General features: G+C 32.0%; 20 protein-coding genes. 2 read left to right on the top strand and 18 right to left on the bottom strand.

The window, feature by feature from the left end; all coding sequences use genetic code 11:
* Positions 1-5: 5 nt before the first annotated feature.
* From ACUSJC_RS05690 to ACUSJC_RS05680, 3 genes are read right to left on the bottom strand one after another with little or no spacing between them, the layout of a single operon-like run.
* Positions 6-332, bottom strand: a complete 327-nt coding sequence (locus ACUSJC_RS05690; protein ID WP_449268591.1) for a hypothetical protein — start codon at positions 330-332, stop codon at positions 6-8.
* Positions 333-336: 4 nt separating this feature from the next.
* Entirely contained in the window at positions 337-795 is a 459-nt protein-coding gene (locus ACUSJC_RS05685; RefSeq protein WP_449268590.1) for a hypothetical protein, read from the bottom strand.
* A 17-nt stretch (positions 796-812) separates the two neighbouring features.
* On the bottom strand, positions 813-1,289 hold the full coding sequence (locus ACUSJC_RS05680; RefSeq protein ID WP_449268589.1) for a M15 family metallopeptidase: 477 nt from the start codon (positions 1,287-1,289) through the stop codon (positions 813-815).
* Between the two features lie 153 nt (positions 1,290-1,442).
* On the opposite strand from ACUSJC_RS05680, the gene ACUSJC_RS05675 reads away from it, so the two are divergent.
* Positions 1,443-2,210 carry a DUF5995 family protein gene (locus tag ACUSJC_RS05675; protein WP_449268588.1) on the top strand — a complete coding sequence of 256 codons (768 nt, stop codon included), beginning with the start codon at positions 1,443-1,445 and terminating at the stop codon, positions 2,208-2,210.
* Positions 2,211-2,426: 216 nt separating this feature from the next.
* Here ACUSJC_RS05675 and ACUSJC_RS05670 read toward each other — a convergent pair whose 3' ends face one another.
* The 6 genes from ACUSJC_RS05670 to ACUSJC_RS05645 form a co-directional block, all read right to left on the bottom strand.
* Positions 2,427-2,720 carry a hypothetical protein gene (locus ACUSJC_RS05670; protein ID WP_449268587.1) on the bottom strand — a complete coding sequence of 98 codons (294 nt, stop codon included), beginning with the start codon at positions 2,718-2,720 and terminating at the stop codon, positions 2,427-2,429.
* Positions 2,721-2,995: 275 nt separating this feature from the next.
* Complete coding sequence (locus ACUSJC_RS05665) at positions 2,996-3,247, bottom strand: hypothetical protein (RefSeq protein WP_449268586.1); 252 nt, start codon at positions 3,245-3,247, stop codon at positions 2,996-2,998.
* Between the two features lie 6 nt (positions 3,248-3,253).
* Positions 3,254-3,631 carry an ADP-ribosyltransferase gene (locus tag ACUSJC_RS05660; RefSeq protein ID WP_449268585.1) on the bottom strand — a complete coding sequence of 126 codons (378 nt, stop codon included), beginning with the start codon at positions 3,629-3,631 and terminating at the stop codon, positions 3,254-3,256.
* A gap of 58 nt (positions 3,632-3,689) precedes the next feature.
* Positions 3,690-4,127: a hypothetical protein gene (locus tag ACUSJC_RS05655; RefSeq protein WP_449268584.1), complete on the bottom strand. Its 438-nt coding sequence runs from the start codon at positions 4,125-4,127 to the stop codon at positions 3,690-3,692.
* Between the two features lie 5 nt (positions 4,128-4,132).
* Positions 4,133-6,787, bottom strand: coding sequence for a hypothetical protein (locus ACUSJC_RS05650; RefSeq protein WP_449268583.1), 2,655 nt, complete (start codon positions 6,785-6,787; stop codon positions 4,133-4,135).
* Positions 6,788-6,853: 66 nt separating this feature from the next.
* Positions 6,854-10,708 (bottom strand): hypothetical protein, encoded by a 3,855-nt coding sequence (locus tag ACUSJC_RS05645; protein WP_449268582.1) that lies wholly within the window; start codon positions 10,706-10,708, stop codon positions 6,854-6,856.
* Between the two features lie 216 nt (positions 10,709-10,924).
* On the opposite strand from ACUSJC_RS05645, the gene ACUSJC_RS05640 reads away from it, so the two are divergent.
* On the top strand, positions 10,925-11,620 hold the full coding sequence (locus tag ACUSJC_RS05640) for a S24 family peptidase (RefSeq protein ID WP_449268581.1): 696 nt from the start codon (positions 10,925-10,927) through the stop codon (positions 11,618-11,620).
* A 78-nt stretch (positions 11,621-11,698) separates the two neighbouring features.
* On the opposite strand, the gene ACUSJC_RS05635 is transcribed toward ACUSJC_RS05640, so the two are convergent.
* From ACUSJC_RS05635 to ACUSJC_RS05595, 9 genes are all read right to left on the bottom strand, one after another.
* A complete protein-coding gene (locus ACUSJC_RS05635) occupies positions 11,699-11,860 on the bottom strand; it encodes a hypothetical protein (protein WP_449268580.1) in 162 nt (53 codons plus the stop codon).
* Positions 11,861-12,586: 726 nt separating this feature from the next.
* Positions 12,587-12,877: a hypothetical protein gene (locus ACUSJC_RS05630; protein ID WP_449268579.1), complete on the bottom strand. Its 291-nt coding sequence runs from the start codon at positions 12,875-12,877 to the stop codon at positions 12,587-12,589.
* A gap of 2 nt (positions 12,878-12,879) precedes the next feature.
* Positions 12,880-13,101, bottom strand: a complete 222-nt coding sequence (locus ACUSJC_RS05625) for a hypothetical protein (RefSeq protein WP_449268578.1) — start codon at positions 13,099-13,101, stop codon at positions 12,880-12,882.
* Positions 13,102-13,211: 110 nt separating this feature from the next.
* Positions 13,212-13,562, bottom strand: a complete 351-nt coding sequence (locus tag ACUSJC_RS05620) for a hypothetical protein (RefSeq protein WP_449268577.1) — start codon at positions 13,560-13,562, stop codon at positions 13,212-13,214.
* Positions 13,563-13,580: 18 nt separating this feature from the next.
* Complete coding sequence (locus tag ACUSJC_RS05615; RefSeq protein ID WP_449268576.1) at positions 13,581-15,041, bottom strand: EndoU domain-containing protein; 1,461 nt, start codon at positions 15,039-15,041, stop codon at positions 13,581-13,583.
* Positions 15,042-15,052: 11 nt separating this feature from the next.
* Positions 15,053-15,715, bottom strand: a complete 663-nt coding sequence (locus tag ACUSJC_RS05610; protein WP_449268575.1) for a hypothetical protein — start codon at positions 15,713-15,715, stop codon at positions 15,053-15,055.
* 184 nt (positions 15,716-15,899) lie between these two features.
* Positions 15,900-17,786, bottom strand: coding sequence for a M1 family metallopeptidase (locus tag ACUSJC_RS05605; protein WP_449268574.1), 1,887 nt, complete (start codon positions 17,784-17,786; stop codon positions 15,900-15,902).
* A gap of 97 nt (positions 17,787-17,883) precedes the next feature.
* The gene (locus ACUSJC_RS05600) at positions 17,884-19,473 is read right to left on the bottom strand and encodes a S8 family peptidase (RefSeq protein WP_449268573.1); all 1,590 of its coding nucleotides are present in this window, start codon (positions 19,471-19,473) and stop codon (positions 17,884-17,886) included.
* 68 nt (positions 19,474-19,541) lie between these two features.
* Complete coding sequence (locus tag ACUSJC_RS05595; RefSeq protein ID WP_449268572.1) at positions 19,542-20,402, bottom strand: MBL fold metallo-hydrolase; 861 nt, start codon at positions 20,400-20,402, stop codon at positions 19,542-19,544.
* Between the last annotated feature and the right edge of the window lie 76 nt (positions 20,403-20,478).

Genomic DNA, 20,478 nt, shown 5'->3' with positions numbered 1-20,478 from the left:
AGTATTTATTTTAAAGTTGTGGTGATTAATAAAGTAAAGGTGGTTTCCAGAATACTTTTTTTAATGTTGTTCAACCGTATCTTTGAAATTCCGGCTGCCTGTAATGCTTTTAAAGTCAAAATAGCTTGCTGACTTTTAAGAAGCCATTCTAATTCAGATGCGGTCAGAACAGCATCAGCAACATAAGCTGTCCAACGGATTAATTTAGCTTCTGATTTTTGTATAAAATCATCAATATCTTTTTGGATTTCAGGTTTTAAATCATTGTATTCTTTCCCTAAAGTATCGATTAAAGCTTTTCTTAATTCTTCTATATTATTGTTCTTTTCCATGGGTTTAATTTTGTGCTATAACGTCTAATAAATTGCGTTGGGATGTTTTGTCTTTTTTGATCTCATATTCGATCAACAGGTCAAAAGCTTCAATAATTTGTTCTGAAGCTTCTTTTATGAAAAAAGGGGAGAGTGATCGTTCCTTTTCCCATTTCCTGAAATAAGCCGTTAGAAGATTTTTTTCTTCGTCAGTCATGATCTTCCACATTTCATACGTTATTTCGTTTTTAGGTTTGTTTTTTTCATATTCTTTAAGCTTAGCGACTTCCATGAGAAACAGTTCGACTTCCTTTTTATGGGTTTCATACGCTGAAGAAGCTTTTGACATTAGGCTTTCTGCTTCAATTTTAAGTGCTGTTGTTTTTTGATAGGAATATTGATCATAAACAGCGGTTTGCAAGGATTGACAAGAAGTAAATAAGATAACCGCTGTAAGTCCGATCCATTTTTTTAGTGTTTTCATTTTCTGATTTTTTACTATTAAACTATAATATAACCGTTCTGGTCTTTTTCTATTTTTGATAATGTTTTCCAATTGTTGTAACCTCGCTTTTCAAAATGAGGTAAATCCTTGAAATTCTTCCAATTTCCGCCCCATTCCCAACCGTATTTAGCAAAGATTTTTACACATTCATACCAATCGGAAACTTGATCGTTATCCCAATCTTTAGCAGTATCCCAAGAAGCTGTTTTATCGTTAATGATTAAGCAAATATCAACGGCAAAGCCATAATTATGAATGGATTGTCCGCCTTTTGCATTGGTCACTTTTTTGCCGGCTTTAGTTCTTCCTTGTGCATATAATTTGTTTTGCTCTTCAACGGATCGCAGGCCTTGCGTAATGCGTATTTTTGCTTTTCCGGTTAAAGAACGATTGCATTCGTTAATGATGGTTGTTATTTCATCGCGTACCATTGGATGCAAAAGATTGATCCTTTTTTGAGTAAACTTGTCCATGATTTTATTCGATAATTTTATAATACAAAAATACAAGAAAAAAATCTAATCAAAAAGAAAATAGTCTTTTTGTTTTTCGTTGTTTGTAAAAAATTATTTATAGTATTATTCGTTTTTAAAAATTTTCTTATTATTTTAGTTTAAACTTTTGTTATGTCAACGATGCCACAAGCCAAGTCTATTGATGAGGTTATTACTATTTTAAACACCATAATAGATGAATCTGTCCAACAGAATTCGCCGTTAGGCTATTTTGCCGTTTTATATTGTAAGGTTACGGAGAAAGTAAAGGAAGGTATTGCCAACGGAATGTTTCAAAACGGTCCCAGAATGGAGCGGTTAGATATTATTTTTGCTAATCGGTATATCAAGGCTTATTATGAGCACAGGAATGGAATCCAAGCATCGTCTTGTTGGGAAGTTGCTTTTGAATATGCAGAGGATTACTGGATCATTGTATTACAGCATTTGTTGTTAGGAATGAATGCTCATATTAACCTCGATTTGGGAATAGCAGCGGCTGAAGTAGATCCAAAGGACGCTATCAATGATCTGCATGATGACTTTAACACTATTAATGAGATTTTGTCGGGTTTAGTAGGAAATGTTGAAAAAGCCTTATCTGATGTGTGGCCGGTACTGAAATGGATCTTGAAGAAAACCAAACACATCGATACTTTTTTGATAGACTTTAGTATGCAGGAGGCTAGGGAAGGAGCTTGGAAATTTGCTGTTGAGTTAGCTCCGTTAGATGCGAGTCAGTTGACAGACTGTATTAATAAAAGAGATAATGCCATAACAAAAATTGCCGATTTGGTCATAAAACCGGGAAAAATTGCTTCGCTTTTGTTTAAAATCATGCGTTTGTTTGAAATAGGATCTGTTGATGCTAAAATAGAAAAGTTGAGGAGTGTGATTTGATTTAAAAATATTTTTTATATCATTAGCATCGGTTTTTGTAGAAGAGCGATTGAAACTAATAATTGATTTTGAGGTTTGTTTTAGTTAACGGGAAAATTTTTCTTAAGCAACTCTAAGAGATGACTTTCAAAATAACCCAATGTGATTTTGCTTTCTTGTATAAAATGTTAAAACTAAAATTAGGTTTCATTAAAGTTTCTTTTTCAGCAAATTAAATTATTCTTTACTTTTTGCTACAAACTTACCATTCGCATCTTTAGAAATTAATACACTATTAGGCCTGCCATAATCATGAATTGACATTTTTGTTGGATTACCTTCTGAATCAAAATCTGTATAAACAAAACCCGGTTGGTCAAACTGATTATTGTAATTTACAGTCATAAAACAATCCCAACCATTTTCTTTTTTTCGAATATCATAGCTGCTTTCTATTATTATTTCTTTTATTTTTGGGAAAGTTTCTAACAAAACATCCATTGTTGCTTGTATCTGCTCTTTTGTTACCATAATTATTATATTTTTATTCCTATTTTTTGTAATTCTATTTCAAATTTCCATTTTTTTCCATTATTCCCATTAAGAAGCTTCCTATTTCATTGCCCTCATTGTCTAAAAGTTTAAATATTATTTTATTTCATTGATTTCGAATGTCTTGAATATTACTAATTCTTAAGATTTTTAGTTCTGTATAGTCAAAACCTGTATCTAGCATTAACAGATCTAAGTAAAATAATTTTTTGTTTTTTAATTTAAAAAACCGCTTCATGTGAAGCGGCTGAAATTTAATCATCTGAATATTTTTCTTTAATTTTTTTTTGGTATTCAAAATATTCTTGTTTTTCCTTTTCAGACATTAGTTGCCATTCTATTTCTTTTATTTCTTTTTCTATTTCTTTCAATCTAGCTAATTTACTTTGATTTTTTTTAATAAAATCAACCATCTCTTTTTCAGAAGGTTTTGAAACATCGTATAAAAATTTCAATTCGTCTTTTTCTTTCTTTAATAAGTTTAGTTTTTCTTTTAAATTTTCCATAATTAATTATTTTTCAATTAAAGTTATTTCTTTTACGTAATTCATAAAATTATCTGGATCAATTGGATTAATTGTATTTCCAATTTTTTCTAGAATAAATATCGAATTTGATTTGAAAAGCACTTCTTTTTCTTTTTTTAAAGTAGAAATGTTCTCTATCAATTTTCCATTTTTCGATTTTATTCTTATGATTAAAGTAAATGGTCTATTTAAAACAGCATCTCTTAGAGCTTCATAATTGTATGTGCTAGAAGTAAAATGCTTATTTGTAACCTCTTCACCAACTTTATAATACTCTTTAATTTGAGCATCTGTAAGATTTTCAATTCTATACAATAAAGTATTTGTTTCATAATTTGGCAATCTATTTAATGCTTGATTCATTAAGTAGTTTGATTAGATATGAAAAAACCGCTCAATTTCTTGAACGGTTAAAAAATATTTATTCTATAGAGAGATACATAGGTTTATTCTCCTTTAAACATTCCTCCGCGATTGTGACTATTTTATGGAAATCATCTATTTTTCTATTATTTGGGCTATTAAGCCCTAAATGCAGTTCGTACACTTTTCCTTTCCACTCCAATCGTTTGTGTGGAATTTTTGTTCCTTTATAATCTTCATAAACAGGTAACGTTTTGTCTATTTGTTCTTCAAAAATTGATTGTATTTTCTCGGTTTGCTGTTTAGTTAAAGGCTTGTCGTAAAAGTTTTTACTTACCTCATCTCCTATTGCTAAACGTAGTAATTCTTGATACATTGGAATAAGACGTTCTGTTAATATTCCACCTGCTCTAAAAGCTTTTATATTTTCATTTCGGTATAAATCTAAAGGGGTTAATCCTTTCAATTTCGAGTTGCTTAGGTCAAATCCTTTCATTTCTGTTATTTTATAAATTTTATTATTACATTTTCTTTTGAAATATCCTTTTTAACATCATTAATTACTATTTTGGTAAACCCATTTTTTTCCGCCCATTTTCCTGTAAAAGTTTCAAAAGCAGCTTCTTCATAGGGTTTGCCAGCATCTACGGCTTGCCAGAATTGTTTAAGGTTGATGGATTGTCCACCGTAATCTTTGTAATATTCTTCAAACTTTACCCAATAGCCAAAGTTTCCATCTACTTTGCCAAATTTAACATTATTATTAAAATAAGCCAATGATTCATCCAACATGATTTCTCCTAAACCTGAATATTGTTGTGTAATCTTAGTAGGTATGTTTATGTCAGCATAAAGAATTTCTTCCCCTGCTTTTATAGGTAAGTTATTTGATTTCCCCATTTGAGCATTATATAATGTAATTTCGGAGTTTAAATCTATTTTTTTACCCTTTATAATGAGTTGATATTTTGTACTTCTTCCTTTTATGCCTATTCCTCTGATAAGTTCTCCAATTTCATTACCAGTATGATCTACCAATTTAAAAATAATCTTATTTCCTTGTTTGCCAATTTCTTGATAATTAACGATGTAAACTAACTTTCTTCCAAGGTCGTCAAAACCAATTATCTTATAGAGTTCAGTAAACAATTCAGGGTATTTTTTTCTTAGTGCTCCGTCAGAAGTATGAATAACTTCTTTAGCACTTTTCTTTAAATTAGCTTTCATTGGGATTGTTAACTCACCAGCTAAAGTTAACAGCTCTAAATAAAATAAAACTTTACTTAAATTCTGTCCAAATTCTGTTTCATCTAATTCCGTTATTTTCAGCATAATATTTACGCTACTACTACTTATTTCAACTACTCCGGAAGCATTCTTAATGTTTTTGAGAATATTAGCAGCTTCCGCTACTTTTTCTGCGCCGGAAACACTTTCGGCAGTTTGAGCCATTCGAGCTATATTGGCGAAGTATTTTGCACTTTTTAAAGAAGCAAATCCTGAAGATATTGTTAATACATCTACAACATATTCACCCGTTTTTACAAAATTATTCCACCAGGCTTTGTTTTCGTTTACATATAATAAAAATGCAGGGATAATACTTTCAAAGGCAATGGTGGTGTCTTGTTTTTCTATGTTTTTGATGTAAATAGGGTAAAGAGGATGGTAGTTGTAATTTTCTTTGATTTCTTTTTCTTTTACATCATCTACCCAAACACCATCTTCTGTTTTTCTTCTTATAGGCTCATATACTTTTTTACCTGTTTCTAGTTCTACTTCTATCGTTTGTTTTTCAAAATTTACATTAGCATTGCTAAAATAAAAGCCTGCCCATTTTTGTGAGTCATAGGGTAAAAAAACAGGACCGTTTGTTATTTTAAATTCCGGGTTTTTCTCAATGTCAGGTTTTACAAATCGGGTCTTTTTCCATGCTTTGAATAATAATTGTACCAGTTTGACATTGTTTTCGGTATCTATTCTGTAATGTAAATGTTCTAAACGGGTTTTACCTTGTATTGTATTTAGTAAATGAAGCATAAAAAAGCTTTTATCATAGTAGCTTTCGTATAAGCCTTCTAAGATATGTATAAGAAAGCTTTCTTTTTTTGCATTGCGGTCTTCTGTAACAAAACCTGCAAGTATAGCTCTGTCTAATAGATTCCAGAGAAAAGTGTATCCTGTAACTTTTAAAACATAAGCAGGGATATAGTATAGAATTTGCAACGTGTCTAAAAAGTTTTTTCTGTTTTGATTAATTAAAACCTCAATATAACTAATATAACCCTTTAGGAATTTATTTCTGTCACCATTTGAAAATTGATCCAAGTTATCAAATTCATAAAAAATAGTATGATTTAAGAACTCTAAAAGAATTAAATGGTTTTTAAAGGATAAAGAAATGGCTGGATTGTTTTTAGCTAAAAAACTAGTGACTGGTATCCCCTTTTCATAATAAGCATATACAAGTGTTTTATTATTAAGAGATGGAAATAAATTGACTAAACCGGATTTTGTGTTTTTAAACAAATTGACTTCCCGATTTATTACATTAAAGGTGTTAATATCTCTATCTACAAGTTCTTTGTTTCCTATATAATACCCAATAGAAAAATTTTTGTTGTTTTGTAAATCTCCTTCATCAATAATATGGCTGCCCGATTGAAGGCTTAAATCGTTTGGAGCATAACTAAAAACATCATTTGTAACGGTAGTATTATTTAATATATTAGCATAAATAATTATATCGTTTTTTTGGTCATAATAATATCCTTTTGTCGACGTAATGTTGATAGGAGTTAAAGTGTTCTCATCGAGATCTTCTAACTGATCAGAAAAATAATCAGGGACTCGTTTATATTTTGTGATAAAAGTGTTATTTTGTGAAAATTCAATTTTTTTATAATAAAAAACGTTACCACTATTTTGGGGCTGTAGATATAAAGTTTTCAGACCTTGATCATAAATGTTACTCTCGAGGTTATAATAAAATTTTGAATTTGTTAATAAATCTTGTTTGTTAACAGAAATTAATTCCTCTTCAAATATGGAATTTTCATCGAAATCAAAATCAACTTTAGCAACTAATTGAGATTTTGAAAGTGCTTCATTTCTAAAAACTTCTAAGTAATCAATAATCTCTTTAAAATCACTCATAATTATAATAGATTAAAAAACACTCCGGCAGATTTATCTGCCGGAGGTTTAGGTTATTAATAAGAATTAAAGAAGTTCAACTACAATGTTGATCTCAACCGTTTGATCATCTTGTAATTCCACTACTTGTTCTTTTGAACCTTCGGTTACCTGATATGTGTCGGTAGGGAAGTCATTTTCCGCATCTAACAACAATTCATATCTTCCGGCCGGTAAATGATTCAATTCCCAGCTTCCGTTAGCATCACAATATGTAAGATCTTGTATAGAACCGTCAATGTTCTTCAATAGAATTTTAGCACTGATTCCGTTACTTCCTACAATTTTACCGAGTACTCTTGCAGTTCTCACAACAGTTTGTACTCCACCTATTTGAGCTTCGTCAAGAATAATTTGTGACGATTGCGGTACTTCATCCGGGTTTTCAAAGTCTGTTAGATCCTCATTAAACGGTAATGCCTTGTCTACTTTTAAGCCAATGCTTTCCGCTTGTAGAATAGTCATAGACGTTGGTACACGTGTTGGCCAAGCCAAACCAACTTTTTCACCTTGTGGAGCACGTAGTTCATCGACAATTGATAAATACAATTCGTCTTCGATAACCGGAACTTCTCCACCATTCCAGATTTGTCCGGTTTGCATATAATAACGTACGGCTTCTTCAAATCCCGGACGAACGGTTACAATAACACGAGCCATACCACTTTGCATAAATGCTTTGAAAACAGAGTCGTTGGTTTGATCGTATTGATACATTTCTAACCAGTTTTTACGGCTAGCCCAGTAATATGGATAAAAATTATAACTCATGATATCCCATTCAAAGGCTTGTTCCATAAATTTCACAAAAGACGCATAATCATCGAGACCAGCACTTAGATTAACTTCTGTGCCGCCAAAAGTATTAGCTCCGTTTAGGAAATCTTTACCATACGTTCTTTTAGCAGTCGTAGTTTGATCAATCAAATATGAGATACAATTTTTACGTAAAATAGTGTTTTCAATCTCACGATAGAAAAGTGGATTTGTACCTAAAATTTGAACACCTTCTGCTTGTTTTTGTGCTAATGCATCATTGTAATTTACCAATGCTTCTTCATAAGCTTTAATAATGGCATTGAAAGTTTCTTGTTGCCATTTTTCAATAGAACTATTGTTTAAATAGCATTTTGCACTTATACTTCCGGATATAATTGGGCTTTCTCCGGTTGAAAACGAGTAAGATAGTTTTTTTTCAATGTTTAAGTTGCTTATAGTGCCTGTTTTCAATGTTTGTGCAGTACCAATTATCCATGTAGAGCTCTTACCACCTATTGTTAAATTAGCTTGATGGGTGCCGCCGAAATGATGTGGATAGGTTCCAAATGCATAATCAACACTTTTTACAACATAATTTTCAGGGATGTCCAATTCTCCGTTTCCGGATACAATTTGCACCTTATTATCATCATAGCCATTAAAAGAAGGATCTCTCCCATCAAATGATTTAGAGATTTCTAAAAAGTCTACTGGTTTGGTTTCAAATTCAATTTTATATTTCCCTGTCCAATATTTTAGCTTATCATTAGTTAATTGAGAATAATCGCTTAAGGTATAATTTTCAGATGTTCTAGGATCAATTGGTATTTCCAACGCCATAGCTGTTTTGGTTTTTACTAATGAATTCATAGCCAGCTTATGTAATTTTGCCGGTTCAGGAACCATAAACTCAAACATCAAACGTTTGCCATAGTTTATAATCTGATTTTTGAAGATTTTATCTACCCAACGGTATACACCGACTACATGCTTGTCGCCTTTGCGATTGTCAAAACCATGTGTGTTGTTTTCTTCAAACTCTTCCACAATTTTTTCAATACGCTCCTCTTTTACTTTGGACACAATGCGATCTAAAGCTCTTTCTGTGATCTCCTTGGCATTGGTCGTCGCTTGAAAGGCACTTTGTTCTTTAGAGTTGTGTGTGGCATAATTCATGTTTGCTCCCATTTGAACTTTCCACGGTCCTTCATGAGAAGTGTTTACAAAACCTCCTGCAGTAAAATCTTTGCTATTTGCAATAACACTTGAAATCTCATTTTGCATTTCAAAACGATTAACTGTTGAGGTGTCGGTCAATTGTTCTTTTTCAGTCTCAGTAGAGGTAGTTTCCGTAACTTCGTTTTTTCGTAAACGTCGTGTGGCTTTTTCTTTGTATTCACGAGCCATAACATTTTCAATATGGGCTACTTCACCTTCTACATAACCGTGAATGGTTTGTTCTACTTTGTTGTAATCGGCAATTCCCAATTGTTTCACACCAAATCCGGTTGGAATAAAAGTATTATCAGGACTAATAGTGCTTCCGGATGTATTTCCAGATGTTACCTCAATAGGATCTGTTAAGAAACCTTTATAAACAGCAGCTAAGTTAAAGTTAGAGATTACAAATGTTTTTTCATTCCCATTGGTGAACTGCACAGTTGCTGACAGTTCTTTAAGATCAGTGGAAATATTGTCCATGCTTAATTTTAGGAATGAATCAAAACTTCCTAAATGAAGTACTTTGGTAGCATATTTTTCAATAACAAAATCATCTAACAGTATCATCTTATAAGAAACACTTGAGGTTCTCCAAGATGAGTCAGGAATACCGACCATTAAAGATAAAAGACGGGTAGTGGTATTAAAACTACTCTTTTCTGTTGTTTTGACCTCATACTCAAACGGAGCTAGATTACTTGTGTTATTACTGGTTTCAAGAGTTGTTTCACCAATAACAACGGTTGTATTATTGCTTCCTGTTTGGTTTTGCAAGATTAAGTCATCATTAGCAGCTGTCAAATCTGTTAAAGCATTATAAGTGCTTTCGAAAGAACTGAAATCCTGAACAAGTGAAAAATCTTGTAATAGACGACTTTGTTCTGTACTTCTTTCAAAAGTTCTTTCATCAGTTAGAATGGAAGGATTAGTTAAAATATTCAAGATCTCAAAACTTTCAGTTGATAATTGGTTGGATAGAAAATCCATATCCATTTCATCTCTGAAATTGAATTCAAATTTTGGCAAATCAGGTAGCGATACCGGTTTCGGTTGCTGGCATGGATCATTTGGGTCATAAACAATACTCGGATCTTTTATACTGCAATACGCTTGTCGTGCAGTTTCCACTTCTTTATTGTACTGATCTAAAAGAGGCTTGATTTTTAATTCATGTGCTTCTAATTGTTTTTTATATGTCGCTTCATACTCTTTGCGATAGGCTTTTTCTGCTTTTTGTAATTCTTTCTTTAATTTAAGATAAGAAGCATTATCTTCTTTTAATTTGGAAGAAACTTCTAATTTCTGCATTGCAGGATTTGAAAAAGTAATCTGGTTTGCTGTAGTGCCAACTTTTGCTGCTATGGTACTTGCTTCCGTTTGGTCTTCAACAAATAGTGCTTTTGGTAAAATCACTTTAGCTTTTAATAAATCACTACTTTTTACAGAAGTGTAATTCTCTAAAATATGTTGAGCTAATACCAATTGCATTAAAGTTTCTTTTGCATAGAAATCTTTCTGCGTAATTACCTGATAATATAGATTTTGCCAAATCGACTTTATAATACTTTCATCTTTTAAAGGTTCAATGCCCTCTGCTTTTTCCTTTAATTCAGCGTCACTAATAGTGTTTTTGTTTTTTGCTATCCAAACAGAAAAAGCATATACTTTTTCGTCTAAAGTTTTAATGTTTTCTACTGTTAAGGGTTTAAAATCTGCAGCTGCTTCTTTCAACGCTTCCAGTTTTGTTTTTCCGGCTGGTTTATCGATAATAGCATTATTGAATTCGCCATTTGCAGCTTCCGGCTGTAAAATGAAACCTTTATTGGTTTCATTTTCGGTTGATAATTCAGGAGCTCTCATGCTAACAAAGCGGAAGAGCGTGTTTTTAATTTCGTTACTCATCGTCTAAGAATAAAAATTGATTTAAATAATAAGAATATATTCTTTTTTTTGTAATTACAATGCAAATATATAAGATTAAAATCAAATAGACAAATTAAAACAAGAAAAAAATCAAACAAAGCCTTGTTTTAAAGCTAAATATTTGACTATAAGCATATTTTTATTTTGATTTTTAGAAAATAATCGTATTTTTGCTAAAAAATAATCTTATACAGTATGGTTTCAGAACGATTAGGACAATATTTAGAGAAAAAAAATATAAGTTTTTATGCTATTGAAAATGCTTTAAATGCCGGAAGAGGAAGTATATCTAAAGCTGTTAAAGAAGGTAAAAGTATAGGATCTAATACTTTAGAGAATATATTGAACTTATACGAAGATTTAAATCCAACATGGTTGCTGACCGGTGAAGGCTCAATGTTGAAAGAAGAAGAATTTTTAACAAATAGATCCATTCAAGCATATCCTTTAAAATCAGATTTTGCTATGCATAATCAACAAATTCCCTTGTATGATTTAGAAGCTACTGCCGGACTTATTCCTTTATTTACGGAATCGTCTAATAATATCCCTTTGGATTATATTTCTATTCCTAATTTGCCAAAATGTGATGGTGCTATATATGTAACGGGAGACAGTATGTATCCCTTGCTAAAAAGCGGAGATATTGTTTTGTATAAAGAAATAAACGATATTAAAAATGAAATATTTTGGGGTGAAATGTATTTGCTAAGTGTTGAAATGAGCGGAGAAGAATTTGTAATGGTAAAATATATTCAAAAATCTGAGAATCCTCAATATGTAAAATTAGTCAGTCAAAATAAACACCACCAGGATAAGGAAGTCGAGATAAGTAAGATAAGAGCCTTAGCTTTGGTAAAAGCAAGTATAAGAATAAATTCAATGAATTAAAAAAGCGGAATTTTGAACATGCCCCAAATAGCACCTAACTTTTTGGGACATGTTAATTTAGATAGTTTTTCTATTTCTTTATAATTGGATAGGCTTATATGATAAGCATTTATCAACCACTTCCTCTACGGTTGGATTATACTTTGAAATATCATCTTTTCTCATATCATGATTTTCTGGCCAATAAAAAAGATTTGCTCCATCTGGATAAGGTACATTTTCATTAAATAAATCATACATTTTATCTATTTCTTCTTCAGTACCATCACAATTAATTATTTTTTTTCCAAGTTCAATTAATTTTTCGCGGGTTAATTTTTTTTTTTCATTTTTTTGAAGATTAGGATATGCTTCATTATATTTCCGTTAATGTCTATCTCTCTCTATTTTCCCTCATTAAGTTTGCATTTTTTGTGTATTTTCATAAATATAAGCGATTTTTTATTGCTTTTTTGTTATATTCCATTTTTTTGAAAATATATAAAACAAGTGTTTTTTTATCAGTACCCTTTTTGTATGTAATAATAATTTTAGCTTTAAAAAAGACGTTGCCTGCCAGTTGTGCTACTTTTGATATTCCTGAGAAAATGTAAACCAGATATATTTTTTAAAAACTTGTTCACCACTGATATCCTTGCCTTTCGCTTTTCTATAAAACATTCTTCAATTCAACTATTTTTGGATGATTAGTTTCTAAACAACCTCTTAAATGATTGTTCATAAAGGCTTTCTCAAACTATTTGCCCATTTGTTTAAATAAAGTTTTACGTAATCCCTCCGTATCTCCTGTTAGTTCAGTAAATTTCTTTTTCAGATATTCTACGAATTTATCTGTTTTTCAGTGATTTTACTAATTCTTTAAACTTCCTTTTTAACCGTTTCAAAAGGTCTATTTGATATTTTTATGCTTTTACGTTCTACATTTTAAAAAATAAAAGAGGCTAAAAAACAGCCTCTCATATCAGATTAATCGTCTATGTCTATATATCCATGTGGGGTAGTGATAAACAATGCTTCTCCTGTATCGGCATCAATGTCTAAAAACATACTTCTTTCTTCGATACCCCAAATCTCTCCATATGAAATTGTAAAATGATCTTTTTTTATGCCTTTGTACTTCCCATGCGGAAAGGGATGCTTCATTTCATCTTTTGAAGTAAATGTTATTTTATTGATATTGTCAATACTTGAATATTCTATTTTTTTATTTTTTAGCACTTCTAAAGCTATTTCTAGAACTTTATATTTTGTTATCATATTTACTTAACTTTTAAAATTTCACTTATTTTAATCTCTTTTCTTACCTCAGGTATTTTTGATAAATCAAAATCTAAATCAATAGGGTCTTTACCAAATCTATTTCTTACTTTATCATTGATATAATAAACAGCATGGTCGATTTCGCTTTTTGTTAAATAATCCTCTTTCAAATTTATTAACAATTTGTCTTTTGAATCCTTCACTATAAATCTGTGGGGCATTCTTAATTTTTAAGATTCTCTTTTATGTTGACATGTTATATAATTTTTAGTCAACTTTTTTCAGGACAAGACATAGAAAAAAAACCGCTCAACTTTTGAGCGGTTAACAGTTAACTATTTTCTTCTACAAATTTTTTAAATTCTTGTAGAAATTCAATAAACTCATCATGTTCCAAATCTAAATCTTGTTTTTCAGATTTTTGCCCTGCACGTTGTTTCATAAGATCTATAAAAAATACACCATACTTATTACTGCGTAAGAAAACATCTTCATTCTGCCAGTCAAAAGAGTTGTCAGAATCTTGGTATCTACTGTTTTCAACGCCATCTATTATTTTTTGTACTTTTTGTGGTGTCCAATTTGCATCTGTAAAATTATTAATTACATTGTATCCGTTTTCAAAGTCTACTGTGTAAACTTTTAACTCTAATACTTCTCTTATTGAAAATTTATATTTCATTATTTTATATTTTAAAATTTATAAATATGGATAAGCATTCATTATATTACCTAAATTGTCAATTTCGATTAAAATTTTAAAACTTTCGTCGGAAGAGGTAAATAAATATTGATCAAATTTTCCGTTATTTCTGAAAATATTAATCCCTTTTACTACTGTGTTTTCATAAACATAAGCAACTTCTTCTTGAATTCTTGTGATGTTCCAATTTTTTGGAAACATAGACGAATTGGCATTTTTTATTAAGTATCCATCTTTGTATTTAATACTAATTTTAGCTTTAAAAGGAACATCATCTGCTAATTGGATCATAGAATATATTCCTTCTGGTTCAATGATTTTTTCTACATCAATACTTCCTTTTAAGATTGCTGAACCTCTATGTCCTCCTTGAGAAACCAAAAATTCATCTTTGTATATAAATCCCGAAGGCATTATTCTTTCAAGCAAATTAGTGTTAAATTCTCCTTCGATATGATTAAAAAAACCTTTATCAAACTTTCTTATCCATTTGCTTAGATATAATTTCCTTAAACCCTCTGTATCATCAGTTAATTGATAAAACTTTTTCTGAAGCCAGCTAACAAATTTGCCACTTTTTATAGCTTCGATCAGCTCTTCAAATTCGCGTTTGAGTACTTTCCATATTGAGGCAATACTTTCTGTGCTTTCTTTGACAATTTTTTGGCCAATTTTTGCACCTTGTTTTAGTATGTCTTTAGCCTTGTCTGCTGCTCTTGATATTTTAGCTACTGCTTTTGCAACATTGCCGGTGCCTCCTGTAAAAAATGCCAGAACCAGTTCTACCAATACTTCAAATACTATAGCTCCGGCTACATAGGCCCAGAAATATTCATTTGTGTTTTTTAAAGTATTAATCCCTTTTTTCCAAAGGCTTTTTACAAATGTAAAAAAATCGCTCCATATTTTTATGTTTAAAAAAACGTTTAATATTCCTTCAAAAATACTTTTTATGTTTTCTGTGATCAGGTCTATGAAATCTTCTATAAACTCTAGTTTTTCTTGATGTTCGGCTAAAGCTTTCGGCAGTGCTTTTTCTATTTCGTTTAAAGGAAAATTCCCGACTAGAAAGGCTAATAACCCTAAAATAGTTTGCAAAAGAGATAACAATCCGTTTATAATACCGCATAGTAAGGCATTTGCCATTGCTATTGCTTGTGCACCTATTTCAGAAGTTTTTGTTATGACATTTTTTACGAATATAATAGCTTCTTTTAGCAACTTTTTTGCTTTCAGCAGCACGTTTTTAAACTGTCCTAAAACTTTTTCTTCAAGATAATTTTTAACATAAAATACCATTGCAAGAATGACGTCGTCAGTAACGGTAGGAGTTGCCTTTACTATGCCTATTACAATTCCCATTGCTAACTCATCAAAGTGATCATGCATTTTTTCAAGTTGTCCAAGTGCGGTTTTTTCCGAAATTTTTTGGTTCGTAAAACCGTTGTTTCCAATCATTGGTACTGGAATCAGAGGTTTAAAAAAATGTTATCATTCTTAAATCCATTTCTTTTGTTGTAGTTAGGCGTAAGATAATACTTTTGATAGTCATAGTTTTCTTCGGTAAGTTTCCATTCTTCAACAGTTTCTATGCCTTTCGCCATCCAGTCAGCTAATTTGTTATTTAGGCTGAATATAGCTTCTATTCCTTTTGAAAAAGCATTTTCCTGATTGATTTCCAGTAAAAAAGCATAGTATAGAATATTAGACTCTACTTTTTTGGAAGTTGCGGCAATATCATGTGAAAATTCCACAAGATTTTTTGCTAATACACTGGAGTCTTCAACACTAATATTAATACTTTTACTATGTATTTTTATTAAAAGTAATCGAAATTCATAATCCATTTTGACACGACAAGCCGTACCAAAAAAGTTTGCTTTTTCAGGATTGTTCTTTTCTACAAAAATATAAGCAGACCTTTCAGTAGGAGCATAAATGTCGCTTTTATAATACTCAAAGACATCTAAACCCGTATCGCATACTATTATTTTGTAAAAGTATTGTTTTTCCTCAGATATCGGGATGTCGTATAGAGTTCCTGCTGGGTCTACAAAAGCATTGTTGAAAGTGCTTTTGTCTCCCAAAGGACTATTTAAATCATATTGGTAAAGAAATTCTCTTCTGCTCATTTTATTCAGATTTATTGTTTGTATAAATGAAACCTGCAGTGTTTCGGCAAAAGATAACGTTATCGAATACAAATATAAGAAAAAAATCTAATTACAAGAAAAAAATCTAAAAGTGTTTTTGGTTTTAATAAAAAAGCGGACTGAAAAGTCCGCTTTTTTAATGGTATTAGATTTTTGGTCAATTTTATTTTTTCTCATAAACATTGTTGTCTAAATTGACATCGGCCATTAAACCGCTTGGATCAATAACAATAGCTTTAATATCAGCTTTTGCTTTTGGAATTTCAAAGCTGAATGTCGGAAATGCCCAATCCCATCCTTTTAAAACGGTTCTTTCAATTGGATATGGGTTTTCTTTTTCCCAACGCATTAAAGTATTCGGGATATAATAAGTTTCTTGAGTTCCGTCTTCGTAAACTACTAATAAATCAATAGGCATTGGCATACGCCCAATACGTTCCAAAGTTACTTTGGCTTTGCCATTTTCTTCATCAACGGCTTGAACAGCGTAATCAATGGTGTTGGTAGTTTGCGTCCAATCCACTAAATACCAGTCTAAAATAGCGCCTGAAACTTTTTCAGCCGAACGTTTGATATCGTTAGGTGTCGGATGCGTAAACTTGTAATCGTAATAATAACGTTTTAGCGTTTTCATTAGATTCTCTGTTCCGATGATGTAACCCAATTGCGCCAAAAAGATTTCCCCTTTACTATAAGCGGCAATTCCGTAAGCCATGTTGTAATCGTAACGATCAGCATGAGTTGATAGCGGTTGCTCTTTACCTGTTTTTACCAAATAGCGATAGTTTCCGTAAGCACTTTGAAACGGATTTTGGTCTTCTCCTTCTTTCTTTTTAGAAGGCAAAACTTGTTCCATAGCCAAATCAGAAATAAAAGATGTAAAACCTTCGTCCATCCATTCGTGTTTGCTTTCGTTTGAAGCTAAAATATGTTGGAACCAAGAGTGTGCAAACTCGTGTGCAGTTACGCCAACTAAACTTCCGTAGCTTCTGTTTCCGGTAATTAAAGTACACATAGCATATTCCATTCCGCCGTCACCGCCTTGAATTACTGAGTATTGTTTGTATGGATAAGCACCAACGGATTTGTTATAGAAATCTAATAATTCAGCCGTTTTAGGTTGCATTTTCTTCCAGTTTTCTAGGTTTTCTTTCTTGTTTTTATAAAAAAAATGTAATTCAACATTATTAGGCCCTATGATTTTATCGTGGATGTATTCGTTGTCGGCACCCCAGGCAAAATCGTGTACATTGGGCGCTACAAAATGCCAAGTTAAGGTTTTGGTCTTTTTAGGATATTTTACTGTTACACCTTCGTCTTCATAACCGTGACCAATTTCATTTTTGTTTTGCAGATATCCGGTTCCACCAATGGTATACTCTTTATCTAAAGTAATTTTGACGTCAAAATCACCCCAAACGCCATGAAATTCTCTTCCAATGTAAGGATCAGCATGCCAACCTTCAAAATCATATTCAGCTATTTTAGGGTACCATTGCGTCATAGAAAGTGCCACTCCTTCTTCCGAATTTCTTCCTAAACGGCGCACTTGTAGCGGAACTTGTCCGTCAAAATCTAAGGTAAAAGTGGTTTTTTGATGCGGTAATAAAGGTTGAGCTAATTTTACTTCTAAAATAGTACCTTCCTCTTTGGTTTCTGTAGCAACACCATCTTGTTTTAGATTAGTGATTTTTAAAAAACCAATTTCATTAGGCTGTAATGTACTAATTCTACTTTCGTATACTTCTTTTTCGGCTTGTTTAAATGTTTTTACCATTCGTTTATCGGGATCAGAAATACTTTGTAAACGAGCGTCCATAGCACTTCCCGGTTGAAAAGCATTTGGATATAAATGATAAAAAACACGATATAAAGTGTCGGCGGAATTATTGGTATACACCAATTCTTGCTTCCCTTTGTATTGATAATTTTTCACGTTCATGTCAACTTCCATTTTGTAGTCAACATGTTGTTGCCAATAGCCGGGATTAGGATTGTTTTGGCTAAAGCCTAAAAGTGAAAAAAGGGAAAGGATTGCTAATTTTTTCATTTTATGGAAATTTTTGTCAAGTAACTAAAAAACCACGAATCTGCAAAACATTGCTTGCGAATTCGTGGTTTCATTATAAGGTTTCGAAAGAATTGAATTATTTCGACATTTTATCCGCTAAAATTAATGCATTGTAAGCATTTACGATTTTTCCTGTTTTTGAAACTGTAGAAAAATTAGCTTTGTGTTGGTCTTCACCTACTTTAACTTCATTTTTTAATGAAATTCCACTTTCCATAATTACTTGTTTTACTTGAGCAGCAGTTAATTTTGGATAGTACGAACGAATTAAGGCAGCAACTCCGGCTACATTTGGTGAAGCCATTGAAGTCCCTTGTAAATACTCGTATGTATTTTCAGGAGTTGTAGCATAAATTTTCATTCCCGGAGCAAAGATGTCTACATTGCGTTGCCCGTAGTTTGAGAATGGTGCAACCATTTTAGAACCATATTCTACATTTAAAGCTCCGATGATTAAAACGTTGTTAGAAATTTCTGGGGCACCATCGTAAGAATCACTTGGATATTTGTTTTCAACATCTAAGTCTTTAGAGTCATTACCGGCAGCAAAGATTACTAATACATCTTTTTCGGCAGCATATTTTAAGGCATCTTGAACCCATTCTTTGTGAGGTGAGAAATATTTACCAAAAGATCCGTTGATTACTTTAGCTCCGTTATCAACCGCATAACGAATTCCTAAAGCAATGTCTTTATCATATTCGTCACCATTCGGTACAGCTCTTACCGCCATAATTCTTGCATTAGTAGCAACACCATCACCACCTAAATTGTTATCTCTAACCTGAGCAATAATACCTGCAACGTGAGTTCCGTGTTTAGCCTCTTTAGCTACAGGACCAATTACGTTATTGTTTCCGTATTTAGTGTCTGTTAGATCATCTGGATTATCGCCAACAATTGAACGACCATCAAAATCAACGTTTAAGTTGTAGTTTAATTGCCCGTAAACGTAATCTTTATAATCTCCGATTTTTTTATCGAAAGCCGCTTTGTCGCTCTTCGCCAAAATGTTAGAGAACATCTCTTTAGCTTGAGTTAGCCCGGTATCAGTAGTTTCAATAGCTTGAACTTCTGCTAAAGTAAAATCTTTTTTGCCTAATTTATCAATAATTGCTTTTTCTGCATTAAGAATCATATCTAATTGCATTTTAGCAGGTTGTAACTCTTGTAAGTTAGCATCAAGTTCAGCTTTTGCTTTGTCATAATCAGGAGTTCCCGGTCCTTTAGCTACGATACGTGTCAACTCTAATTGTTCATTAACTGCATCGCCTAAAAAGTTCCATCCGTGAATATCGTCAATGTAACCGTTTTTGTCATCGTCAATTCCGTTACCGGGAATTTCTTTAGTATTGGTCCAAATTTTCCCTTGTAAATCTTCATGGTTAATGTCAACACCAGAATCAACAACACCAACAATAACAATTTCTCCTTTTTTACCTTTTAATAATTCGGCATAAGCTCTATCGACACTCATTCCCGGAACGGTATCTTTAACTAAATCTAAATCGCTCCATCTTTTTAAATCTTTTTCAGCTAAAGGAGTGATTTTTAAAGGTAAATTATCAACGTTTTCTATCGGAGTAGAAATCATTTTTTGTGGTCCACAACTTACTAACGCTAATGCTAATAATGCAGATACATAAAACGGATTAGTTTTTCTCATTATTTCTTAAATCATTAAATTACTTAGGTATAAGTACCTTATTTTTTAAAATTGTTACAAAGGTAAGATTATTTTAAAACTTCATGACAAGTTAACACTTCTTTAAGGCGAACCCCTTTTTCGGTGTGTTCTACGGTTATGATTTGATTATGAGCATCATGCTCTAACCATAGTAAATAATTTTCATCTGCGGCTTTGGTTATAAATTTTGCTTTTTCATCTACGGTTAATAAGGGGCGTGTGTCATATCCCATTACATAAGGAATAGGAATGTGTCCGGCTGTAGCCAATAAATCGGCACAAAAAACCAAAGTTTTTCCTTGGTATTGAATATGAGGAAGCATTTGTTTTTCGGTATGACCATCCACAAAAAGAATTCCGAAGCCTAGCGGACTATCTGTCATAAAATCACTATCTCCTTTTTCAATGAATTTAAGTTGACCGCTTTCTTCCATTGGTAAAATATTCTCCTTTAAGAAAGAGGCTTTTTCTCTGACATTAGGAATGGTTGCCCAATCCCAATGGTTTTTATTGCTCCAATACGTAGCGTTTTTAAAAGCCGTTTCATAACCCGTACGACCTTTGTTCCAATTGATACTTCCGCCACAATGATCAAAATGTAAGTGTGTCATAAAAACATCGGTAATGTCATCAGGATGGAACCCTTTATCTTTTAGTGATTTTTCCAAAGAGAAGTCGCCCCATAAAGAATAGTAACCAAAAAATTTATCCGATTGTTTGTTGCCCATTCCGGTGTCAATCAAGATTAGACGGTTTCCGTCTTCAATTAGCATGCATCGTGCAGCCAAATCAATTAAGTTATTGTTGTCTGCTGGATTGGTTTTGTTCCAAATAGTCTTCGGAACTACGCCAAACATAGCTCCGCCATCTAACTTAAAGTTTCCGGCTTCTATAGCGTGAATTTTCATATAGGTAGTACTGTATTTTTAGCGAGAATTAATTTTGAGTGCTAAAATTAGTGATTCCCTTTTTGAATTTTCTAAA

This window comes from Flavobacterium sp. U410 (assembly GCF_053570605.1).
This window is presented reverse-complemented; position numbering and strand designations above follow the sequence as displayed.